The sequence below is a fragment of the Thermincola ferriacetica genome, from assembly GCF_001263415.1.
Classification (GTDB): Bacteria; Bacillota; Thermincolia; order Thermincolales; family Thermincolaceae; genus Thermincola; species Thermincola ferriacetica.
The window spans coordinates 47,486-64,883 of record NZ_LGTE01000017.1 but is presented as its reverse complement, the minus strand read 5'-3'; the positions used below and the strand labels follow the sequence as shown (position 1 = coordinate 64,883).

14 protein-coding genes are annotated in these 17,398 nt (G+C 48.5%); 3 read left to right on the top strand and 11 right to left on the bottom strand.

The genetic code is table 11. The features are described 5' to 3' along the window. The 3 genes from Tfer_RS16815 to Tfer_RS11140 all read left to right on the top strand — a co-directional run. Window positions 1-188, top strand: a 188-nt coding sequence (locus Tfer_RS16815; RefSeq protein ID WP_207642450.1) for a hypothetical protein, incomplete at its 5' end; no start/stop codon positions are given. 261 nt (window positions 189-449) lie between these two features. Then, window positions 450-1,706, top strand: a complete 1,257-nt coding sequence (locus tag Tfer_RS11145; RefSeq protein ID WP_052218477.1) for a double-cubane-cluster-containing anaerobic reductase — start codon at window positions 450-452, stop codon at window positions 1,704-1,706. 1 nt (window position 1,707) lies between these two features. Then, window positions 1,708-2,469, top strand: coding sequence for an acyl-CoA dehydratase activase (locus Tfer_RS11140; RefSeq protein ID WP_052218476.1), 762 nt, complete (start codon window positions 1,708-1,710; stop codon window positions 2,467-2,469). On the opposite strand, the gene Tfer_RS11135 is transcribed toward Tfer_RS11140, so the two are convergent. From Tfer_RS11135 to pcrA, 11 genes are all read right to left on the bottom strand, one after another. Further along, on the bottom strand, window positions 2,466-3,785 hold the full coding sequence (locus tag Tfer_RS11135) for a S8 family peptidase (RefSeq protein WP_052218475.1): 1,320 nt from the start codon (window positions 3,783-3,785) through the stop codon (window positions 2,466-2,468). The genes Tfer_RS11140 and Tfer_RS11135 overlap by 4 nt on opposite strands. Window positions 3,786-3,925: 140 nt before the next feature. Beyond that, on the bottom strand, window positions 3,926-5,680 hold the full coding sequence (locus tag Tfer_RS11130) for an aldehyde ferredoxin oxidoreductase family protein (protein ID WP_052218474.1): 1,755 nt from the start codon (window positions 5,678-5,680) through the stop codon (window positions 3,926-3,928). 58 nt (window positions 5,681-5,738) lie between these two features. Next, window positions 5,739-6,899, bottom strand: coding sequence for an iron-containing alcohol dehydrogenase (locus Tfer_RS11125; protein ID WP_052218473.1), 1,161 nt, complete (start codon window positions 6,897-6,899; stop codon window positions 5,739-5,741). Window positions 6,900-7,179: 280 nt separating this feature from the next. Next, window positions 7,180-7,611 (bottom strand): hypothetical protein, encoded by a 432-nt coding sequence (locus Tfer_RS11120; protein WP_052218472.1) that lies wholly within the window; start codon window positions 7,609-7,611, stop codon window positions 7,180-7,182. 1,064 nt (window positions 7,612-8,675) lie between these two features. Further along, entirely contained in the window at window positions 8,676-9,095 is a 420-nt protein-coding gene (locus tag Tfer_RS11115) for a ferritin-like domain-containing protein (RefSeq protein ID WP_013119741.1), read from the bottom strand. Between the two features lie 93 nt (window positions 9,096-9,188). Further along, complete coding sequence (gene cydB / locus Tfer_RS11110; protein WP_013119740.1) at window positions 9,189-10,205, bottom strand: cytochrome d ubiquinol oxidase subunit II; 1,017 nt, start codon at window positions 10,203-10,205, stop codon at window positions 9,189-9,191. Between the two features lie 15 nt (window positions 10,206-10,220). Further along, a complete protein-coding gene (locus Tfer_RS11105; protein ID WP_052218471.1) occupies window positions 10,221-11,582 on the bottom strand; it encodes a cytochrome ubiquinol oxidase subunit I in 1,362 nt (453 codons plus the stop codon). Between the two features lie 94 nt (window positions 11,583-11,676). Further along, window positions 11,677-12,081 (bottom strand): RrF2 family transcriptional regulator, encoded by a 405-nt coding sequence (locus Tfer_RS11100; RefSeq protein ID WP_013119738.1) that lies wholly within the window; start codon window positions 12,079-12,081, stop codon window positions 11,677-11,679. Window positions 12,082-12,191: 110 nt separating this feature from the next. Continuing rightward, on the bottom strand, window positions 12,192-14,189 hold the full coding sequence (gene ligA / locus Tfer_RS11095; RefSeq protein ID WP_052218470.1) for an NAD-dependent DNA ligase LigA: 1,998 nt from the start codon (window positions 14,187-14,189) through the stop codon (window positions 12,192-12,194). Between the two features lie 74 nt (window positions 14,190-14,263). After that, complete coding sequence (locus Tfer_RS11090; protein WP_052218469.1) at window positions 14,264-15,088, bottom strand: lipid II flippase Amj family protein; 825 nt, start codon at window positions 15,086-15,088, stop codon at window positions 14,264-14,266. 43 nt (window positions 15,089-15,131) lie between these two features. Then, the gene (pcrA, locus tag Tfer_RS11085) at window positions 15,132-17,357 is read right to left on the bottom strand and encodes a DNA helicase PcrA (RefSeq protein WP_052218468.1); all 2,226 of its coding nucleotides are present in this window, start codon (window positions 17,355-17,357) and stop codon (window positions 15,132-15,134) included. Window positions 17,358-17,398: the final 41 nt, after the last annotated feature.

Genomic DNA, 17,398 nt, shown 5'->3' with positions numbered 1-17,398 from the left:
CTCAAGACAGGCAGGCGGGGGTTCCCGCATGTTCGAAAATGGCGAAGGCCGCCGGGAAGTCCGGCACTCAAGTCAAGTTGAGTAGCCGGACGGGAGGCGGCCTGGCTTTTGAGAAATGCAGCATGAGCCATCGAGTTCGGGAACGCTGCCTGCCTGGCCAGGTTTTGCAGCACAAAGCTCCTTGGTAGCGGAGAACCCCACCCGCCCTTCCGTGGTTGAAGGAAGGCGTAGCCTCGGAGCAACGGTTGTTTCACCGGTGCAGCAGCTTACTGCAGGTCAACGGTACAGCGGCAATCATAATTATTTATCATTCTGCAGTTATTGCATTAAATAATTTTATCATTAAAATAAAGGAATTTGTTTGCTTTACAGAAAATATATATTTCCTGTCACTCAATTATGAACTTTTTGGAAAGGGGAGACAGACCGTGAGTAATGATTGGCGTCAGATGTGGAAAGACCTTGGTATGGATTTAGAGAAGCATGATGAATTTTTGGCTCCTGTGCCGGAAGTATACGGAAAGCTCTTTATGGCTCAGGAGAACAGGCCCAAAGGTATGGGTTACTTTGATTTTGTGGTAGGAGATATTCACGGCATCAGAGTGAAGGAATTAGTGGACCATAAAGCCAACGGCGGAAAAGTAGTCGCCTCCTTCTGCGTTTTTGTGCCGGATGAGATAATTACCGCTGCCGGTGGCGTCAGTATCGGCCTATGTGCCGGGGCCCAGTTTCCTGTTCCCACCGGGGAACAAGTGTTGCCAAGAAATTTGTGCCCGTTGATTAAATCCAGTGTCGGTTTCAAACTCGACCGCATCTGCCCTTATTTTCAGGTAGCGGATTTTGTGGTCGGTGAAACCACCTGTGACGGTAAGAAAAAGGCCTGGGAAATTCTTGACGAATTCATTCCTACCCATGTCATGGAACTTCCCCAACGCAGGGCAGAAGCTGATAAAGCCCTCTGGATGGAAGAAATAAGGCGTTTCAAAGAAAAAATGGAGAAAGAATCAGGCGTCGCCATAACTGCCCAAAAGCTGGCCGCATCCATCAAAATTGCCAATGAAAAAAGAGCCGCCCTCCAACGGCTCTATAACTGCCGTAAAGCAGACCCGGCGCCCATCTCCGGCAAAGACGTGCTGCTGATAAGTGAGCTGGCCTTTTTTGATGACCCCAAACGTTTTACCCAACAGGTCAACGCCCTGTGCGATGAGCTGGAGACACGGATTGTCAGAGGTGAAGGTATTGCTGAAAAAGGCGCCCCAAGAATCCTTATCACGGGCAGTCCTATGCCGATACCGAGCTGGAAGCTGCACGCCATTATCGAAGGGAGCGGCGCTGTGGTTGTCTGCGAAGAAACATGTACCGGCACCAGGTATTTTGAGACAACAGTACGGGAAGACGGAGCTACTCTCGATGAACAGTTGGCCGCCATCTCTGAGCGTGCCCTGAATATAAACTGTGCCTGCTACACTCCTAACAATGGCCGGATAGAGGACATTCTCCGGCTGGTCAAAGAATACAATGCTGACGGTGTGGTTTATTATAACCTGGCCTTTTGCCAGCCATACAGCATTGAATACCGGAAAGTAGAAAAGGCCCTCCAGGAAGCCGGCATCCCTGTCATAAAAATTGAAAGCGACTTCAGCGAAGAAGATACCGGCCAACTGCAGACCAGAATTGAAGCCTTCCTGGAGATGTTAGATAAGTAAAATGATTTATGCAGGTATAGATGTCGGCTCAGTGGCAGCTAAAGCTGTCATCCTGAGTAACGGTAAAATCTTATCGAGGGTCATCCAACCTACGGGCTGGAGCCCCGGGGAAGCAGGGAAAGCCGTCTTCGAAGCAGCTTTGGCGGAAGCGAAAATTACCCGGCAGGACGTGACCCGCATTGTAGGGACAGGTTACGGCCGGGTGGCCCTGGATTTTTTAGACAGGGCAGTAACGGAGATTACGTGTCATGCCTTGGGCGCCAACTATTTTTTCCCCGCCAACAACCTGGTTATCGATATCGGCGGCCAGGACAGTAAGGCCATTCTTATTAACAAAGACGGGAAAGTATTAAACTTCATCATGAATGACAAGTGCGCGGCAGGTACCGGTCGCTTCATTCAGGTTATTGCTATGACCCTGGGCCTTGAGTTAGACCGGCTTAAAGAACTGCCGCCAGCGAAACCGGCAACTATTAACAGCATGTGTACCGTTTTCGCGGAATCTGAAGTGGTCAGCCTTCTAACCCAGAACGTTCCCAAGGAACGTATTGTTTCAGGGCTATACCGTTCAATAGCCAGGCGAACGGCTGCGATGGCCGCTTCTCTTGGCTCCGTCCGGGGAGTTACCTTTACCGGAGGTGTAGCCCGCATTCCGGGCATGCAGGAAGCTCTTTCCGATGCCCTGGGCTGTCCGGTTAATGTACCTGATAATCCGCAGATAATCGGAGCTCTGGGGGCAGCAATTCTGGCGAAGAATGATTAAAGGCGTTCAAGCTGCGGGGAACCGGCCCGGCGTATAGCGGCAGCCGCATCAATTAAGCCTGCTCCTGCAGCATTGGGGTTGTAATTTATTTTTCGGCAGGTATCCATTAAAAGTTTTTTTACATCATCGGGCTGCAAATGAGGCGAACTTTCTAAGAGCAAAGCAGCAACACCGGCACAAATCGGTGTGGCCATGGAAGTCCCGGACATAGACAGGTAGTGCTTCCCTACCCTGGCCCGCCTGCTGCGCAGGTCCAGATAAGAGCACGGGGAACGAAGAGAGACTATATTGACCCCAGGCGCCACCAGATCGGGTTTTTCAAGTCCGTCCACAGTGGGCCCCCGGCTGGAAAAACTGGCCACCGGATCATCACTTATGCGGACAGTGTTCCGGTCATCTTCAGCTCCCACTGTAATTATTACCGGTGAAATGCCGGGGGAATTAATGGTCTGCCGGTCCGGCCCGTCGTTACCGGCTGCTGCGCAGACAACCAGTCCCGCTTCCCATGCCTTGCCCAGGGCCAGGCACAGGGGATCATTTTTATATGATTCCGTTGCTTTAACGCCTACTGACAGCGAAAGCACTTTTATTCCATATTGCCGCTTGTTTTCCATACACCATTGAACACCGGCCATGACACGGGACAAAAGGCCTGAGCCCTTTTTATCAAGGACCTTTACGCCTATAAGGTTGGCTTTAGGCGCCGGCCCTCTATATTTGCCATTGGATGCATAACCGTTGCCGGCAGCATCGCCGGCGCAATGGGTACCGTGGCCGTTATCGTCATAAGGCTGGGTTTTTTTATTTATAAAGTCCTTGAAAGCTATAATGCGGTTAACAGGTCTGGTTAAATCTGGGTGGGGGTATATTCCGGTATCCAATATGGCAATACCCACGCCTTTCCCTTCGTAACCCGTCTGCCATACAGGGGGCGCACCGACAACAGGTGCAGCCACATCGAGTACGGCCTTTACCTTGCGATCAACCCAGACTCCCGCCACCGACTCATGGATAATGAGTTGTTTCAGCTTCCTCATATTAACAGTAGTAGAAAATCCGTTAATAATATTCAGCCTGGCATCAACCTTGCAGCCCAGGATCTTTTTATCCCCCGCCGTTAGAACGGAGACATATCTGTCGTTGAGTTGAACGATAATCTTTTGCTTCACGAAAATATCCCTGAAAAACTGTAGGGGCCTGCGTAAAAAGGTGGGCATCCATCTCGGAAAAGAATCCATCTCGTTAATTTTGTTTTTTAATACCCGGCACAGTTTAAAACTGTTTTCCCTGACTTTTTGGGCAAAAATGTCGGCCATAATATCATCTCCCACATGAGCAGCTTCTTACTGCATTTTATAGGAGAATGACCAGGGATGTGCCAGGTAAAATTATTATGTAAAAAAAATAAAAAAGCACCTATTTGATTCATAGGCGCTTTTAAAACTCTCGGGGATGTTTAAACAGGCACTAGAACTTTTTCTTCTTTCTCTATTTCCTCGAAAACCTCATCCAGTTCTTCGCCGGTAAAATCCCATACCGCATTGTGGGGTGGAATTTCTTCTTCAAAAAACTCGGGCAATCGGTCGTCTTGCCTGGTAAAGCCGGCCGCCTTGTTGAACTCCAACTCCGTTACCAGGACCGATTTACCCAGGTCGTTAATATCGTTGGCAGTCATATTTAATCCATACTGAGCATTAATGAGGTCAATCATGGCCTGGAACGCATCAGGATTATCCAGTAAGGTAAAGGCCACAAACAGGCACAGGCCCGCGCTGTCAATGGCGGCCGTAGCAATCTGCAGGTTTCTGGACAGTTCCACGTTACCTTCCTTGGCCAGGGGACTGACTTCTCCGCCAACTTTCAATATATTAGCGGCGACAGAATACCCGGCAGTATGGTCAGCTCCCATCGGAGTGGTAGCGTAAGTTACCCCGATACCCTTGACCGCCCGTGGGTCATAGGCGGGAATGGCCTGTCTTTTTACAACAGGAACTCTGGTCACACCGTACACCTGTCCTGTAACGGCTGCCCCATTGCCTATTATCCGGCCCAATGGGCTGCCCTTCTCGATTTCCCTCAACAGGTCCAGCATACCTGGTCCGTCGCCAAAGGGCAGTACTCCCCCTTCCATGGCAACGGCAATAGCCACGGCTGTCTCTATGGTATCTATGCCTATATCGTCACAGATGCGGTCTGCCTGGGCGATTATGTCCAGGTCGTTAACATAGCATACTGCCCCAAAACCCCATATGGTTTCGTATTCAAACCCGGCGGTAACATAATTGCCTTCCTTGTCATTATACACCTGAGAACAACTGATAACACAACCGGCATGGCAGTTATGGGTGGGCTTGCCTTTTCGGTCCACAATGATATCGTACATCGTTTCACCACTGATTTTGTTAGCCCCTGCAAACCTGCCCATCCGGAAATTTTTCGTTGGCAGCCCGCCGGCTTCATTTAAAATATTAATAAGTACGTTGGTACCGTACTTGGGCAACCCTTCGCCCGTAATGGGATGTTCTCTTAAAGCGGCAGCAAAAGTCCTCGCGGCCTCCCTGAATTTCTCCAGGTTAACTATCGGTACGCCGGGTGCATCAGTATCATCAACAGTAATATATTTAATCCCTTTAGAAGCCATAACAGCCCCCAGCCCTCCCCGCCCGGCGCTACGTATATTGCCGTGGGGGTCTTTAACAGAAATATTTGCCGCCGACATCCGGTACTCCCCCGCCTGTCCGATGGTTATTACGCCGATTTTCTCACCGTATTTTTTGGAAAGCACGTCTATTACCTCATAGTTGCCCTTACCCAGGAGTTCCTTTTCTTCCTGGACCTTGATGCCGTTTTTGTCCACATGTAAGTTATAGTATTTACCACCTTCCGGCATCCCTTCAATAATGATGGCCTTGATACCCAGTCTGGCCAGCTTTTGTGCTGCCGTGCCGCCCGAGTTGCTCTCTTTTATACCGCCTGTCAGCGGGCTTTTGGCGCCCACTGACATGCGCCCTGAATTGGGCGCCGTTGTTCCCGAAAGCAAGCCCGGCGCAAATACGAGTTTATTCCTTTTTCCCAACGGATGGCAGGTGGGATCAACCTCCTTGGCCACAATGGCCGAAGTCAGAGCCCTGCCGCCGAGATATTTCCATTCTTCCGGCACATCTTCAGTACTTACAGATAAATTGGCCATATTTACTCGGCATATTTTCATAAAAAACCTCCTGAAAAAAATTTCTTTTTCATCATTACATCCAGGATGTCTATTAAATCTAAAGAGCATTTTTATAAATCTGAATAATGTCTTCCAGGGTTGCTTTGCGCGGATTGGTAAAGCTGGTGGCATCTTTCATGGCGTTTTCCGCCATCAACGCCAGATCGTCTTCCTTCACCCCAAGCTCCGTCAACCCCGCCGGAATTCCGATGTCTTCAGCCAATATTTCAATGGCCTCTATCGCTACGTCAGCCGCATCCCGGACCGACAGTCCACTGATGTTTTCACCCATAGCCTCGGCTATATGGGCAAACCGCTCCGGAGCGGCAATCAGGTTAAACCTTTCTACATGAGGCAGTAAAATCGCATTGCAAACTCCGTGGGGTAGGTTATATAAACCGCCGAGTTGGTGCGCCATGGCATGCACAAAACCCAGGCTGGCATTGTTAAAAGCCATACCGGCCAGGAATTCGGCGTAAGCCATCTTGTCGCGGGCTTCAAAGTTATCCCCGTTGGCCACGGCTTCCCGCAGGTTCCAGGCAATAAGCCTGATAGCCATCAAAGCTGCCGAATCCGTTACCGGCGTGGCAATTGTAGATACATAAGCTTCCACCGCATGGGTAAGGGCATCCATTCCCGTGGCTGCCGTCAAACTCGGCGGCATGCCGGTCATCAGCAGCGGGTCATTAATAGCTACATTGGGTGTACACCGCCAGTCCACTATCGCCATTTTCACGTGAGTATCGGTATTGGTAATAATGGCAAACCTGGTCATTTCACTGGCGGTCCCGGCGGTGGTATTTACCGCAATCAGCGGCAGCATGGGTCTGGTCATCTTGTCAATCCCCTCATAGTCCCGGATGCAGCCGCCGTTGGTGGCGACAATCCCTATTCCTTTGGCGCAGTCGTGGGGGCTACCGCCGCCCAGAGAAACTATCACATCACACCCCTTCTCCTTCAATAGCTCCACGCCTTCATGCACATTCTTATCAGTAGGGTTGGGTTCGGCTCCCGGATAAATTTCCACCTCCACTCCTGCCCCTTTAATGTAGCCGGCAATTTGCTCAGCCATCCCGCTGTTGGCTAAAAACTCATCTGTTACGATTAAAGCCTTTCTTCCGAAACTTTTCACCTGGTCACCGGTTTGCTTGGCGGCGCCGGCGCCCATTAAACTCACCGGCGGCATAAAATAGCTGTAAACCGTTTCTCCTAAAGCCATGTTGCCACCTCATTTTCATTATTTATGGTTATTATTCACCAAAACTTTGTACATTTTGCATTCGAGGCATAAAAAAACTCGCCTTAGGCGAGTTTCAGTCGGTAGTTAGTTTAATGTCTTGGGCCAAAGACATGGGTTTGGGGTTGGCATACTTTTGGGGGAACACGCCAAAAAAACAGTCTAAAGCCAAGATTCAAAAATATAAAGCCGGTTTTGCCTACGCTAAGGAAAAACCGGCTTTTGCTATTTTTTTGAATATTTAATGGTAGAGATTGTTTACTCATGCTTCTTCCTTCTTTATACTGTTAAGTAAAATATAACCTGATACTACTCCCGCAAAAAAGAAAAAGCCCAAAGCCAGAGCGTCATTTTTAAAAAGAAATGGAAACGGCAAAAATAATCCTATACCTGTACAAAAATATAAATACCTTAAAAGAGAGAGAATGAATGTCGGTAAAGTAATAGATATAATTTTGACCCAATCTATTTTCCAGAAGCCCTCTTTTTTCAACCTAAAAATAAATTTAGGAATTGCAAGTAATAAACCAAAAATAACTGAGAAAACTAAAAAAAATTCTACACTTGGTTTAATATTGTAAGTTCTCTCTCCGGTAAGTTCGAAAAATATATGAATCTTAATGCCCAAAACTAGAATTGCACTATATACTAATACAGATAAAAAATATACAACCCCCCGTTTTAAATCAGTCATAAAAACCCTCCTATTACTGTTTTTGAGCATTTCTCTTTTTAATTTACTTTATTTTACCATGGCATCTAATGTTAAAGCAATCAGATATTCCCATAATAAAAAAATTGACATTTTTTACCGTTCAGTTAACGGATTCTGCAAACGACCAAACAATAAGTGTAAAGGCTACTAGTACAATTTATTGGAATTACGAGTATAACAGCAGCGGTAGTAAATTTATTAAATTCACAAAAGGAACCGGAAGCTGGACAATTCTTGATAGTCAGGCGAGTATTATCAGCCGAAAAGTATCTTATGGTGCCAATGGCGCCCTTTACCCCAATACTAATGGCTATTCCGACCAAGGTCCCAATTACATTTATCCGACGTCAAATTCCTTTACACTGTATCCCCCAACTACTTGGAAGTCCTTAGCCATGAGCGCCCCCTACAATTTTGGTCAAACAATGTACTGTACAATGAAGCGCCTGCCAACCGGAGAAACCTGGGACTTCAAAGTCAATGGAGTACTCGGATTTTCCGTTAATAAAACAAATTAAAAACGTTTTGGGGTAAAACTTACAACCTGAGCCCGATATTCAATCGGGTTCAGGTCTTTATGTAATAGATGTGGGCGAAAAGTAACAAGGAAGCCCTTTAGACCTGGTGCAATTCTGTCTTGCGCTTTGGCTGTAAATTTTACTGCGTCTTTAAAAGGATTATTTTGGGGAACGTTAGCAACAAAAAAAGCTCCAGATAACCGGAGCTTCCAAACTTTTTTACAAAGGATATGTTGGAAAATTCGGGGAGGTTAAATGTTTTCCGGAGCGGGGCTAAAATCTTCCCATTGTTCTTCTGGTGTCAGGAGGACATATTATTCTGAAGAGGCACTTAAATCGTCCTCCGGCCCGTGACCCACGCAGTGGGAGCGGCTGCCGGAGGAGATTTCGTCCGTGAGCGGAAGAATAATATGCCCTCCATTTTTTGATTTCGCCCAGAGCGACGAAATCATTTAACCTCCCCTTGGCCTACTATGTTACTTTGTCTTCAAGCTGTAAGCTCCGGTTACCCGGAGCTTCAGCGCTCTAACCAAAGTACCTTTTCAGTAACCCATCCAGGGCCAGGGCATGCCGTGCTTCATCCTTGGCCGACTCGTCAAAAACATCATGGGCCTCATCAATATTGTTTTCTTTGGCCTTTACAGCCGCCTCCTTTTTGCCTTTGTTGGCCATGGTTTCCCCTTTCAGCATTTTTTCCACGTTTTCCTTGGTAGAACTGCTAATGAGCCCGTTTAATTCGGCAAACCTGGCCGCATGCCAGGCTTCATCCATGGCAATGGCCTTAAAGACCTCGGCAATTTCTGGGTATCCTTCCCTTTGGGCCTGCCTGGCCATGGCCAAGTATAAGCCCACTTCCATGGTTTCTCCCCGAAAGTTCTGGTCCACTGCCTCCTCAACAGCGGTTCCCTTTGTAACACCAATTTCGTTCTTAGTAGCAAATTCCATATTCATTCCTCCTCACATAATATGTTTTTTAAACTGGATTTACAAAATTTCCAGTTAAAATTGTTCCCTATTATTGTTGGTTTCGAACGAAAATTAATACCCCTGCCGACCGGCTTGGACTTTACCCCGGAATACGCGGTAAACATAGGTTGTATAAAAAAGGACTACCGGTACTCCCAACAGAGCAATAATAAGCATTATCTTAAGAGTTAACGGAGAAGAAGACGCATTGTATATAGTTAAGCTCAGGTTGGGGTCTGTGGCAGGCACCCAGTTGGGATACATACCCAGGGCCATAGTCAAAATCATGGCGGCCATAGTTACCGATGAAGCCAGGAAAGCCATGCCATACCGCCCGGCCTTGGTAGACAGGGGCCCCAGTATTATACCGGCAAGGGCCAGTAAAGGCACCAGGAAAAGCGCCGGCATTTTGGCGTAATTCGCAAACAAACCGGGTGCAACGATATAAGTAGCTACTGCCGATATTACATAAACAGCCACAAATACGATCCATATCCTGGTAAACAGACCTTTGGCCCGCTCCTGAACAGCGCCTTCCGTTTTCAGCATGGTATAGGTGACTCCCTGCATCAGGAAGGCCGCCAAACCAAGGCAACCCAACAGCAGAGAATAAGGATTGAGGAGCGCCAGGAAACCGCCCGTATAATTATAGGCGCTGTCCAAAGGCAACCCTTTAGCTACGTTGCCGACGGCCACCCCAAACAGCAGGGCCGGTAAAAAACTGCCCAGGAAAAAGAGGAAATCCCATCTCTTTTTCCACGTCTCGCTTTCAACCTTGTTGCGGAACTCTATGGCCGCGGCCCGGAAAATCAATCCCAGCAGGACCACCATCATCGCCAGGTAAAACCCGCTGAAAACGGAGGCATATACCTGAGGAAAAGCCGCGAACAGCGCTCCGCCGCCCGTTAAGAGCCATACTTCGTTCCCGTCCCAAAAGGGGCCCACAGAATTTAACAGTACCTGTTTTTCCTCTTCCGTTTTTCCAAGTAAGTAATAGAGAGAACCCACGCCCAGGTCAAAACCGTCTAAAATGGCATAGCCAATAATTAATATACCCACTAACAGGAACCATATTGTGTTTAAATCCATATTCCCCACCCCCAATTATTGCTGTACCGGGACTGTGCCGGAAAGGGAAACAGCAGAAGTTGCAGTCATATCTTCTTCTACAGCCGCCTTTTTTACTTCCCGCCGAATCAAGTAGACCAGCGCCCCCAACAGACCGCTGTATACCACAACAAACAACAGGATGGTCAGCAATATCTCACCGGCGGGCAGTGGTGAAACGGCAACCCCGGTTTTAAGTAACCCGTTGACAATCCAGGGCTGGCGACCGATTTCCGCTGCGAACCAGCCGAACTCGTTAGCGGCCAGTGGCAACAGCATGGAATAATAAGCCGTCTTAAGGAATCTCCTGTCTGTATATATCCTGCCTTTGATGAACAGGTAAGCGCCCCAGAGTACCAGTAGCACAAACCAGCCAAAAAGGAAGATCATGACCCGGTAAGACCAGTAGGTAGCCAGAACAGGCGGCCTGTCTTCAGGCGTGAATGCCTTGAGGCCTGTTATCTCAGCCCTGGTGTCTCCGTATACCAACCAACTCAGGAGACCGGGAACACCGATAGAAAATCGGGTTTCTTCCTTTTGCGGATCAGGAAAGCCGATAAGATTTAATGAGGCATTGGCACTGTTTTCCCACATTCCTTCAAAGGCCGCCAGTTTAGCGGGCTGGGTAACAGCAACCTGCTTGGCGTGCATATCACCAAGGAACCCCTGGGCCACCACGGCAAATAGGGCAAATATCAGGGCAATCTTCATGGAACCTTTGGCCACTTCTACATTTTTATTGCGTAAAAGGAACCAGGCACTGATACCGATGACAAAGAAAGCAGCGGTAATGTAGGAAGCATCAACAGTGTGCAAGTATCTTGGTATCGTAGACGGATTGAACACAGCCGCAAAGAAGTCGGTCAACACGGCCCTGCCTCCTTCAATCTGGAAGCCGGCCGGCGTCTGCTGCCAGGAATTGGCCACGATAATCCAAAAAGCCGATAAGGTACTCCCTAAGGCCACAAAGAAAGATGCAAAAAAGCGCATGGCTTTGGAAATCCTGTCGCGGCCGAAAAGCAGCAGGCCCATAAAGGTTGATTCCAGGAAGAAAGCGAAAACTCCCTCAGCAGCAAGCGGCGCGCCGAAAATATCACCGACGAACCTGGAGTACTCCGACCAGTTGGTGCCAAACTGGAACTCCATCGTTATACCGGAGGCAACCCCGACAGCAAAGATAATGGCAAAAAGTTTAAACCAGAACCGGGACATCCGGTCGTAAACTTCCTTACCGGTCCGCCAGTACAGAAACTCCATGACGGCAATAATTGTAGCCAGGCCGATGCTCAAAGGCGGAAAAAGAAAGTGAAAAAATGCAGTCAGACCAAATTGCAGTCTGGATAAAAATACGGCATCCATGGCATAACCTCCCATTTTTTATTGTTTACTATTTTGGTATACTTTTGGAGTAAAAATTATACACTACTTTAGTATACTTTTAACGTAAAAAAATTTAATTTATCAGATTGCCAAAGTTATGGTTTTTCAGTTCGTTATACAACTTTTTCTGAATACCGTCCAGGGCCCTGTGCACTTTGCAGCCAGGAGGACCTTTTTTGCTGCAGTATTCGGGATCTATGAGGCACCTGTTAATAGCCACGGGCCCTTCAATAGCCGTTACTACATCCAAAAAGCTGATATCCCTGGGGTCCTTCGCCAGGTAATATCCGCCGCCCACCCCGCGCTGCGACTTGACAATGCCGGCTTTAATCAGGGAGGGCATAATCTTAAGCAAGAATCGCATGGGAATAACTTCTTTCCGGGCAATAACCTGCGCTTCCACCACCTTTCCTTTGGGCTGCTGAGCAAGGAACAGTACTGCTCTGAATGCATAATCTGTTGCCTGGTTTATGTGCATGACCAATTCCCACCTTAATTGTTTACCGTTTTTGTGTACTTTCATTTTACAAAACTATACTATTTTTGTCAAGATTATTTTTAAAAAATCTTAACCAGAGTCTTGCTTTATCATTTTATCATTCTTTCAAAATCATCTTCGCTAATGACAGTAATACCTAACTGTCTGGCTTTTTCCAGCTTGGAACCGGGGTCGGCGCCGGACAGCACGTAGTCAGTCTTTTTGCTTACACTGGAGCTGACTTTGCCGCCCAGTTTTTCTATGAGTTCCTGGGCCTCTTTCCTGGAATATTTTTCCAGAGCACCCGTTAATACAAAGGTCTTGCCCTCCAGGGGTCTTTCTCCCCTTTCCGGAATATCCTGGGTCATTTTAACTCCGGCTCCCCTCAGGCGCTCGATCAACCGCAAATGGGCAGGGTCCCGGAAATAGGCCACAATACTTTCCGCCATTTTGGGACCTATTTCGGGAATAGCGGTAAGTTCTTCCTGTCTCGCCTCTTTAAGGCGGTCCATGGAGCCAAAATGGGCCGCCAGAATTTTGCCTGCCCTGGCTCCCACGTGGCGAATTCCAAGAGCGAAGATTAAGGAGGCCAGGTCTTTTTGCTTACTCCTTTCTATGGCATTGAGCAAGTTTTCTACCGATTTCTTACCCATCCGTTCAAGTTTAATCAGGTCTTCGGCATTGAGGTAATACAGGTCGGCGGCATCCTTAACCAAGCCTGCCGTCAATAATTGGTCTATCACCGCCGGCCCCAGTCCTTCAATGTCCATGGCATCCCTGGAAACAAAATGAATCAATCCTTCACGGCCCCGGCCGGGACAATCTTTGTTTACGCACCGGACAGCCACTTCACCGGCCGGTTTCCTGACAGGTCCGTGGCAGACAGGGCACTCTGCAGGCATAAAGAACTCCTGCTCCTGGCCTGTGCGCTTCTCTTTCACCACTTCTATTATTTCCGGAATAACGTCCCCGGCCTTGTGTATGATTACAGTATCGCCGATCCGGATGTCTTTTTCCCGGATGATGTCTTCATTATGCAGAGTAGCGCTGCTGATAGTGGAACCGGCCACCCGCACCGGCTCCAATTCCGCTGTAGGGGTCAGCACACCTGTCCGGCCAACCCGCACGTAAATTCGTTTGACCTTAGTTACAGCCTGTTCAGCCGGAAATTTATAAGCTATGGCCCACCTGGGGCTTTTGCTGGTGAACCCCAGTGCCGCCTGCTGGGCCAAACTATTGACTTTAATCACCATGCCGTCAATTTCATAAGGCAGGTCATGCCTTTTTTCCGTCCAGTTCTGGCAATAATCAATGACCTCATTGATATTTGGCAGCAGAACTATGTTAGGATTAATCCTGAAACCCAGGTCTTTCAGAAGGTGTAAGCCTTCCAGGTGGGTTTTAACCGGAGCTTGTCCCTGTACCGCGCCAAGGGCATACAGGAAAATGTCCAGGGAACGTTCCGCCGTGACAGCCGGGTCCAGTTGCCGTAAAGAACCGGCAGCGGCGTTCCGCGGGTTGGCGAACAAAGGTTCGCCTGCTTCTTCCCTGGCTTCGTTTACCCTGGCAAACTCTTTTTTCGGCATGTAGGCTTCACCGCGAACTTCCAGAAGCTTTAAATCTTGGCGTAAACGCAGGGGAATACTCTTAATCGTTTTCAAATTCTGGGTGATATCTTCGCCAACTTCCCCGTCGCCCCTGGTGGCTCCCCGGACAAACCGCCCGTTCTCATAAAGCAGGGAAACAGCCAGCCCGTCAATTTTTAACTCCACTACATATTCCACCCTTTCCCCCGCCAGGCTGGTCCGTACTCTTTTGTCAAAATCAAGCAGATCTGCGGCGGAAAAAGCATTGGACAAGCTCAGCATGGGAGCCAGATGGCGGACACTCTGAAATCCCTGGGCAGGAGCCCCGCCCACCCGCTGCGTGGGTGAATCGGGCGTGACCAAATCGGGATACTGTTCCTCCAGCTCAGTTAACTCACGCATTAGCCTGTCGTATTCGGCATCAGTAATCCTGGGCCGGTCCAGAACGTAATAATAATAGTTATGTTCTTCGATTTGTTTGCGCAGCTCATTAATTCTTTTCGCAGCAGCAGCCTTATCCAAATTCAATTCCCCTCTCTTGACACCTGAAACTTCCGGAAATCCGGTTATTTCGCCTCAACCTGTTGTTTCGAAAGCTAGATCAATTTAGCCACCTGTACAATAAACCAGGCGGCAGGAAAGAAAATCGCCTGGGCGAGGATAGTCCCGCCAATCCGGCTGAGAGCAAGATAAACAGTCATGTCTTTAACATCAGCCTCTGCCCGCAACCCTCTGGCAGCCTGGTCGGTAATGGATGCCACCTTGGGGTCTATGACAGTAACCCCCAAAACCGTCGCAAGCCCGTTAATAATGCCGGTCATATTGGTGGCCGTCCTGACATGATTTATATCCATCAGCCCCGCGTAAAGAGCAGACAAGACACCCGTCGTGTAAATTCCCGTAACCAGAATATTTAAAACAACAATCCGCTTAGGTATCTTTTGCCGCGAAATATGCGCAATCTGTTTTTTGCCAGGCAACCTGACGGCGCCCAATAGGCTTTTGATTTTTTGCGGGCTCAACAGCATCTTAACCATTCCTGGTACAGAACCAACCCGTTCAAAGAGAAAGATTCCTTTAGTAAAAATCCTGACAAAACTGGGTATCATAATCGTCCCCAGGATAGTCCCGACGGTAGCGGCCAAAAGCACCAATCTCATTTCCCGGCTAACGGCCAGTAAAACCTCCTGCCGGTTGACAGCCACCATGGCGCCGGCCCGGTCAATTATTTTACCCATCAATGGCGCCTGAATGGTATTGGCCGTGCTGGAGACCAGAAATATGACGTTCCACAGGGAAAAAGCCAAGGCCAGCCGCTGGGTCCGCACTCCAGCCAGGCGGACAGAATAGCCAAGCGTATTGATTAAATGTATTAAGGCCGTCAAAACCAGAACAAGCCACAGACGATGCGTAATAGCCATGCTTCACCAACTTCCCGGAACTGCACACCCACCAAAGATATTTTTATCCCGAAACCTTCTTCAAGGGTGCGTATCGTACCATCAGCTTTTTAATACCCAGGTCGGGAAAAGCGATACTCAATTCAGCATCTTCCCCCTTGCCGTTGACGGCAACAACCACGCCCACGCCCCATTTGCTATGCTGTACTTTATCACCCAGGTCAAAGAAACTTTCTTTTGGCCTGTCCTCTATTTTGTAACTTCCTACGGGCGAAACATGGGCCCTGTCAGCAAAAGAGCTCCGCCAGTCTTTGTCCCGTGAACCCCGGAACATTTCCCGGGACTCCCGTTCGTGACGGCGCTTTTCGCCGCCTTCCGTATCCAGTAAAGCAGGGGGTATCTCCTCTATAAATCTCGATACAGGGTTAAACATGGTGTTACCGAAAAGGTTCCTTTCCCAGGCAGCCGTAAGGTATAACCGTTCTTTGGCCCTGGTAATCCCTACGTAACACAGGCGGCGTTCCTCTTCCAACTGGCTGTTGTCCAGCATTGCCCGGGAATGTGGGAAGATTCCCTCTTCCATACCGGCAATAAACACCACGGGAAACTCCAGGCCCTTGGCGCTATGCAGTGTCATCAACACCACGGCATCGGCCCCTTCCGTATATTCATCCACATCGGAAATCAGTGATACCTCCGCCAGAAAGTCTTCCAACCGGTTTTCAGCGGCCCTGGCGTCAAATTCCTTGGTCACTGATAGGAATTCCTTAATATTCTCCAGGCGGGTTTGCGCTTCTACGCTTTTTTCTGCTTCCAGTTCCCGAATATACCCCGTTTGCTGCAACACTTCATTAACCAGTTCAGTTACAGAATAATGCCGGGCCTGCTGCCTAAAAGCTTCTATCAATTGGCCAAAATTCTTTACCGTTGACAGTGACCTTCCTGTAAGCCCCGGTATTTCCTCTGCCCGGATCAGCGCCTCGTAATGCGAAATTCCCTGGTAATTGGCATATTCTGCAATCTTACCCATAGTGGTGTCACCGATCCCCCGCCTGGGCACATTGATAATCCGCTGTAGGCTAATGTTATCGGCCGGGTTGGATATCACACGAAGGTAAGCCAGGATGTCCTTTATCTCCTTACGCTCATAAAACTTCAAACCGCCTACGATGGTATACGGAATCCCATTCTTGATGAAAACTTCCTCAATTACCCTGGATTGGGCGTTGGTCCTGTAAAGTACGGCAAAATCACGGTAAGGCCTGTCCTCTTCAAGATGCAGGCGATAAATGCGTTCAGCTATATAATAGGCCTCCTGGTATTGGTCCTGGGCCCTGAAAAATACAGGCAGCAGGCCTTCCTCATTTTCCGTCCACAGGGATTTTTCTTTCCGCCCTATATTCCTTTTGACCACGTGATTTGCCGCCGCCAGGATGTTTTTTGTGGAGCGGTAATTCTGTTCCAATTTGATTACCCTAGCTTCCGGGTAATCCCGCTCGAAATCAAGGATATTCTGAATATCGGCTCCGCGCCACCCGTATACCGACTGGTCGTCGTCTCCGACAACACACAGGTTTCTGTATTTGGCTGCCAACAGCCTGATCAGCCTGTATTGGGCGTGGTTGGTATCCTGGTATTCGTCCACTAAAATGTATTTAAACCTTTCCTGATAATAATCCAGAACCTGCGCAAACTTTTCAAACAGCTCAACGGTTTTCATGATCAGGTCGTCAAAATCCATGGCATTATTTTCCTTTAGCTTGTGCTGGTACAGTTCATAAACCCGCGCCCCGACCTCCTGGTAATAGTCCTGGGCCTGCCGCTTAAAAGCCGCCGGGTCCTGCAAGCCGTTCTTGGCCTGACTAATCAAAACTTGCATGGCCCGGGGAGGATATTTTTTATCGTCAATGTTCAATTCCTTTAAACAGTTTTTCAGTAAAGTTTGTTGGTCTGCCGAATCGTAAATTACAAAATTCCGGCCATACCCTAGTTTCTCTATTTCCATTCTCAGAATACGCACACAGGCCGAATGAAAAGTACAAACCCAAAGGTCCCGCGAATCATATCCCAAAAAGCGTTCCACCCGCTCTTTCATTTCCTGAGCAGCCTTATTGGTAAAAGTAATAGCCAGGATGTTGCGGGGGAATACCCCTTTCCTATGTATTAAATGGGCTATCCGATAGGTTAACACCCTTGTTTTACCGCTTCCCGCTCCGGCCAGAATAAGCAGCGGTCCTTCCGTCCATTCTACAGCTTCCTTTTGTTCCGGATTCAAATTAGCTCCAGTCAAAACTTTCCCTCCCTGAATATGTCAAAAGTGACTAATTGTAG

Excerpts from the sequence above, each read along its gene's own strand:
- Tfer_RS11145 (WP_052218477.1), top strand. The coding sequence starts at position 450 with ATGTGGAAAGACCTTGGTATGGATTTAGAGAAGCATGATGAATTTTTG.
- Tfer_RS11140 (WP_052218476.1), top strand. The coding sequence starts at position 1,708 with ATGATTTATGCAGGTATAGATGTCGGCTCAGTGGCAGCTAAAGCTGTC.
- Tfer_RS11135 (WP_052218475.1), bottom strand. The coding sequence starts at position 3,785 with ATGGCCGACATTTTTGCCCAAAAAGTCAGGGAAAACAGTTTTAAACTG.
- Tfer_RS11130 (WP_052218474.1), bottom strand. The coding sequence starts at position 5,680 with ATGAAAATATGCCGAGTAAATATGGCCAATTTATCTGTAAGTACTGAA.
- Tfer_RS11125 (WP_052218473.1), bottom strand. The coding sequence starts at position 6,899 with ATGGCTTTAGGAGAAACGGTTTACAGCTATTTTATGCCGCCGGTGAGT.
- Tfer_RS11120 (WP_052218472.1), bottom strand. The coding sequence starts at position 7,611 with ATGACTGATTTAAAACGGGGGGTTGTATATTTTTTATCTGTATTAGTA.
- Tfer_RS11115 (WP_013119741.1), bottom strand. The coding sequence starts at position 9,095 with ATGGAATTTGCTACTAAGAACGAAATTGGTGTTACAAAGGGAACCGCT.
- cydB (WP_013119740.1), bottom strand. The coding sequence starts at position 10,205 with ATGGATTTAAACACAATATGGTTCCTGTTAGTGGGTATATTAATTATT.
- Tfer_RS11105 (WP_052218471.1), bottom strand. The coding sequence starts at position 11,582 with ATGGATGCCGTATTTTTATCCAGACTGCAATTTGGTCTGACTGCATTT.
- Tfer_RS11100 (WP_013119738.1), bottom strand. The coding sequence starts at position 12,081 with ATGCACATAAACCAGGCAACAGATTATGCATTCAGAGCAGTACTGTTC.
- Tfer_RS11090 (WP_052218469.1), bottom strand. The coding sequence starts at position 15,088 with ATGGCTATTACGCATCGTCTGTGGCTTGTTCTGGTTTTGACGGCCTTA.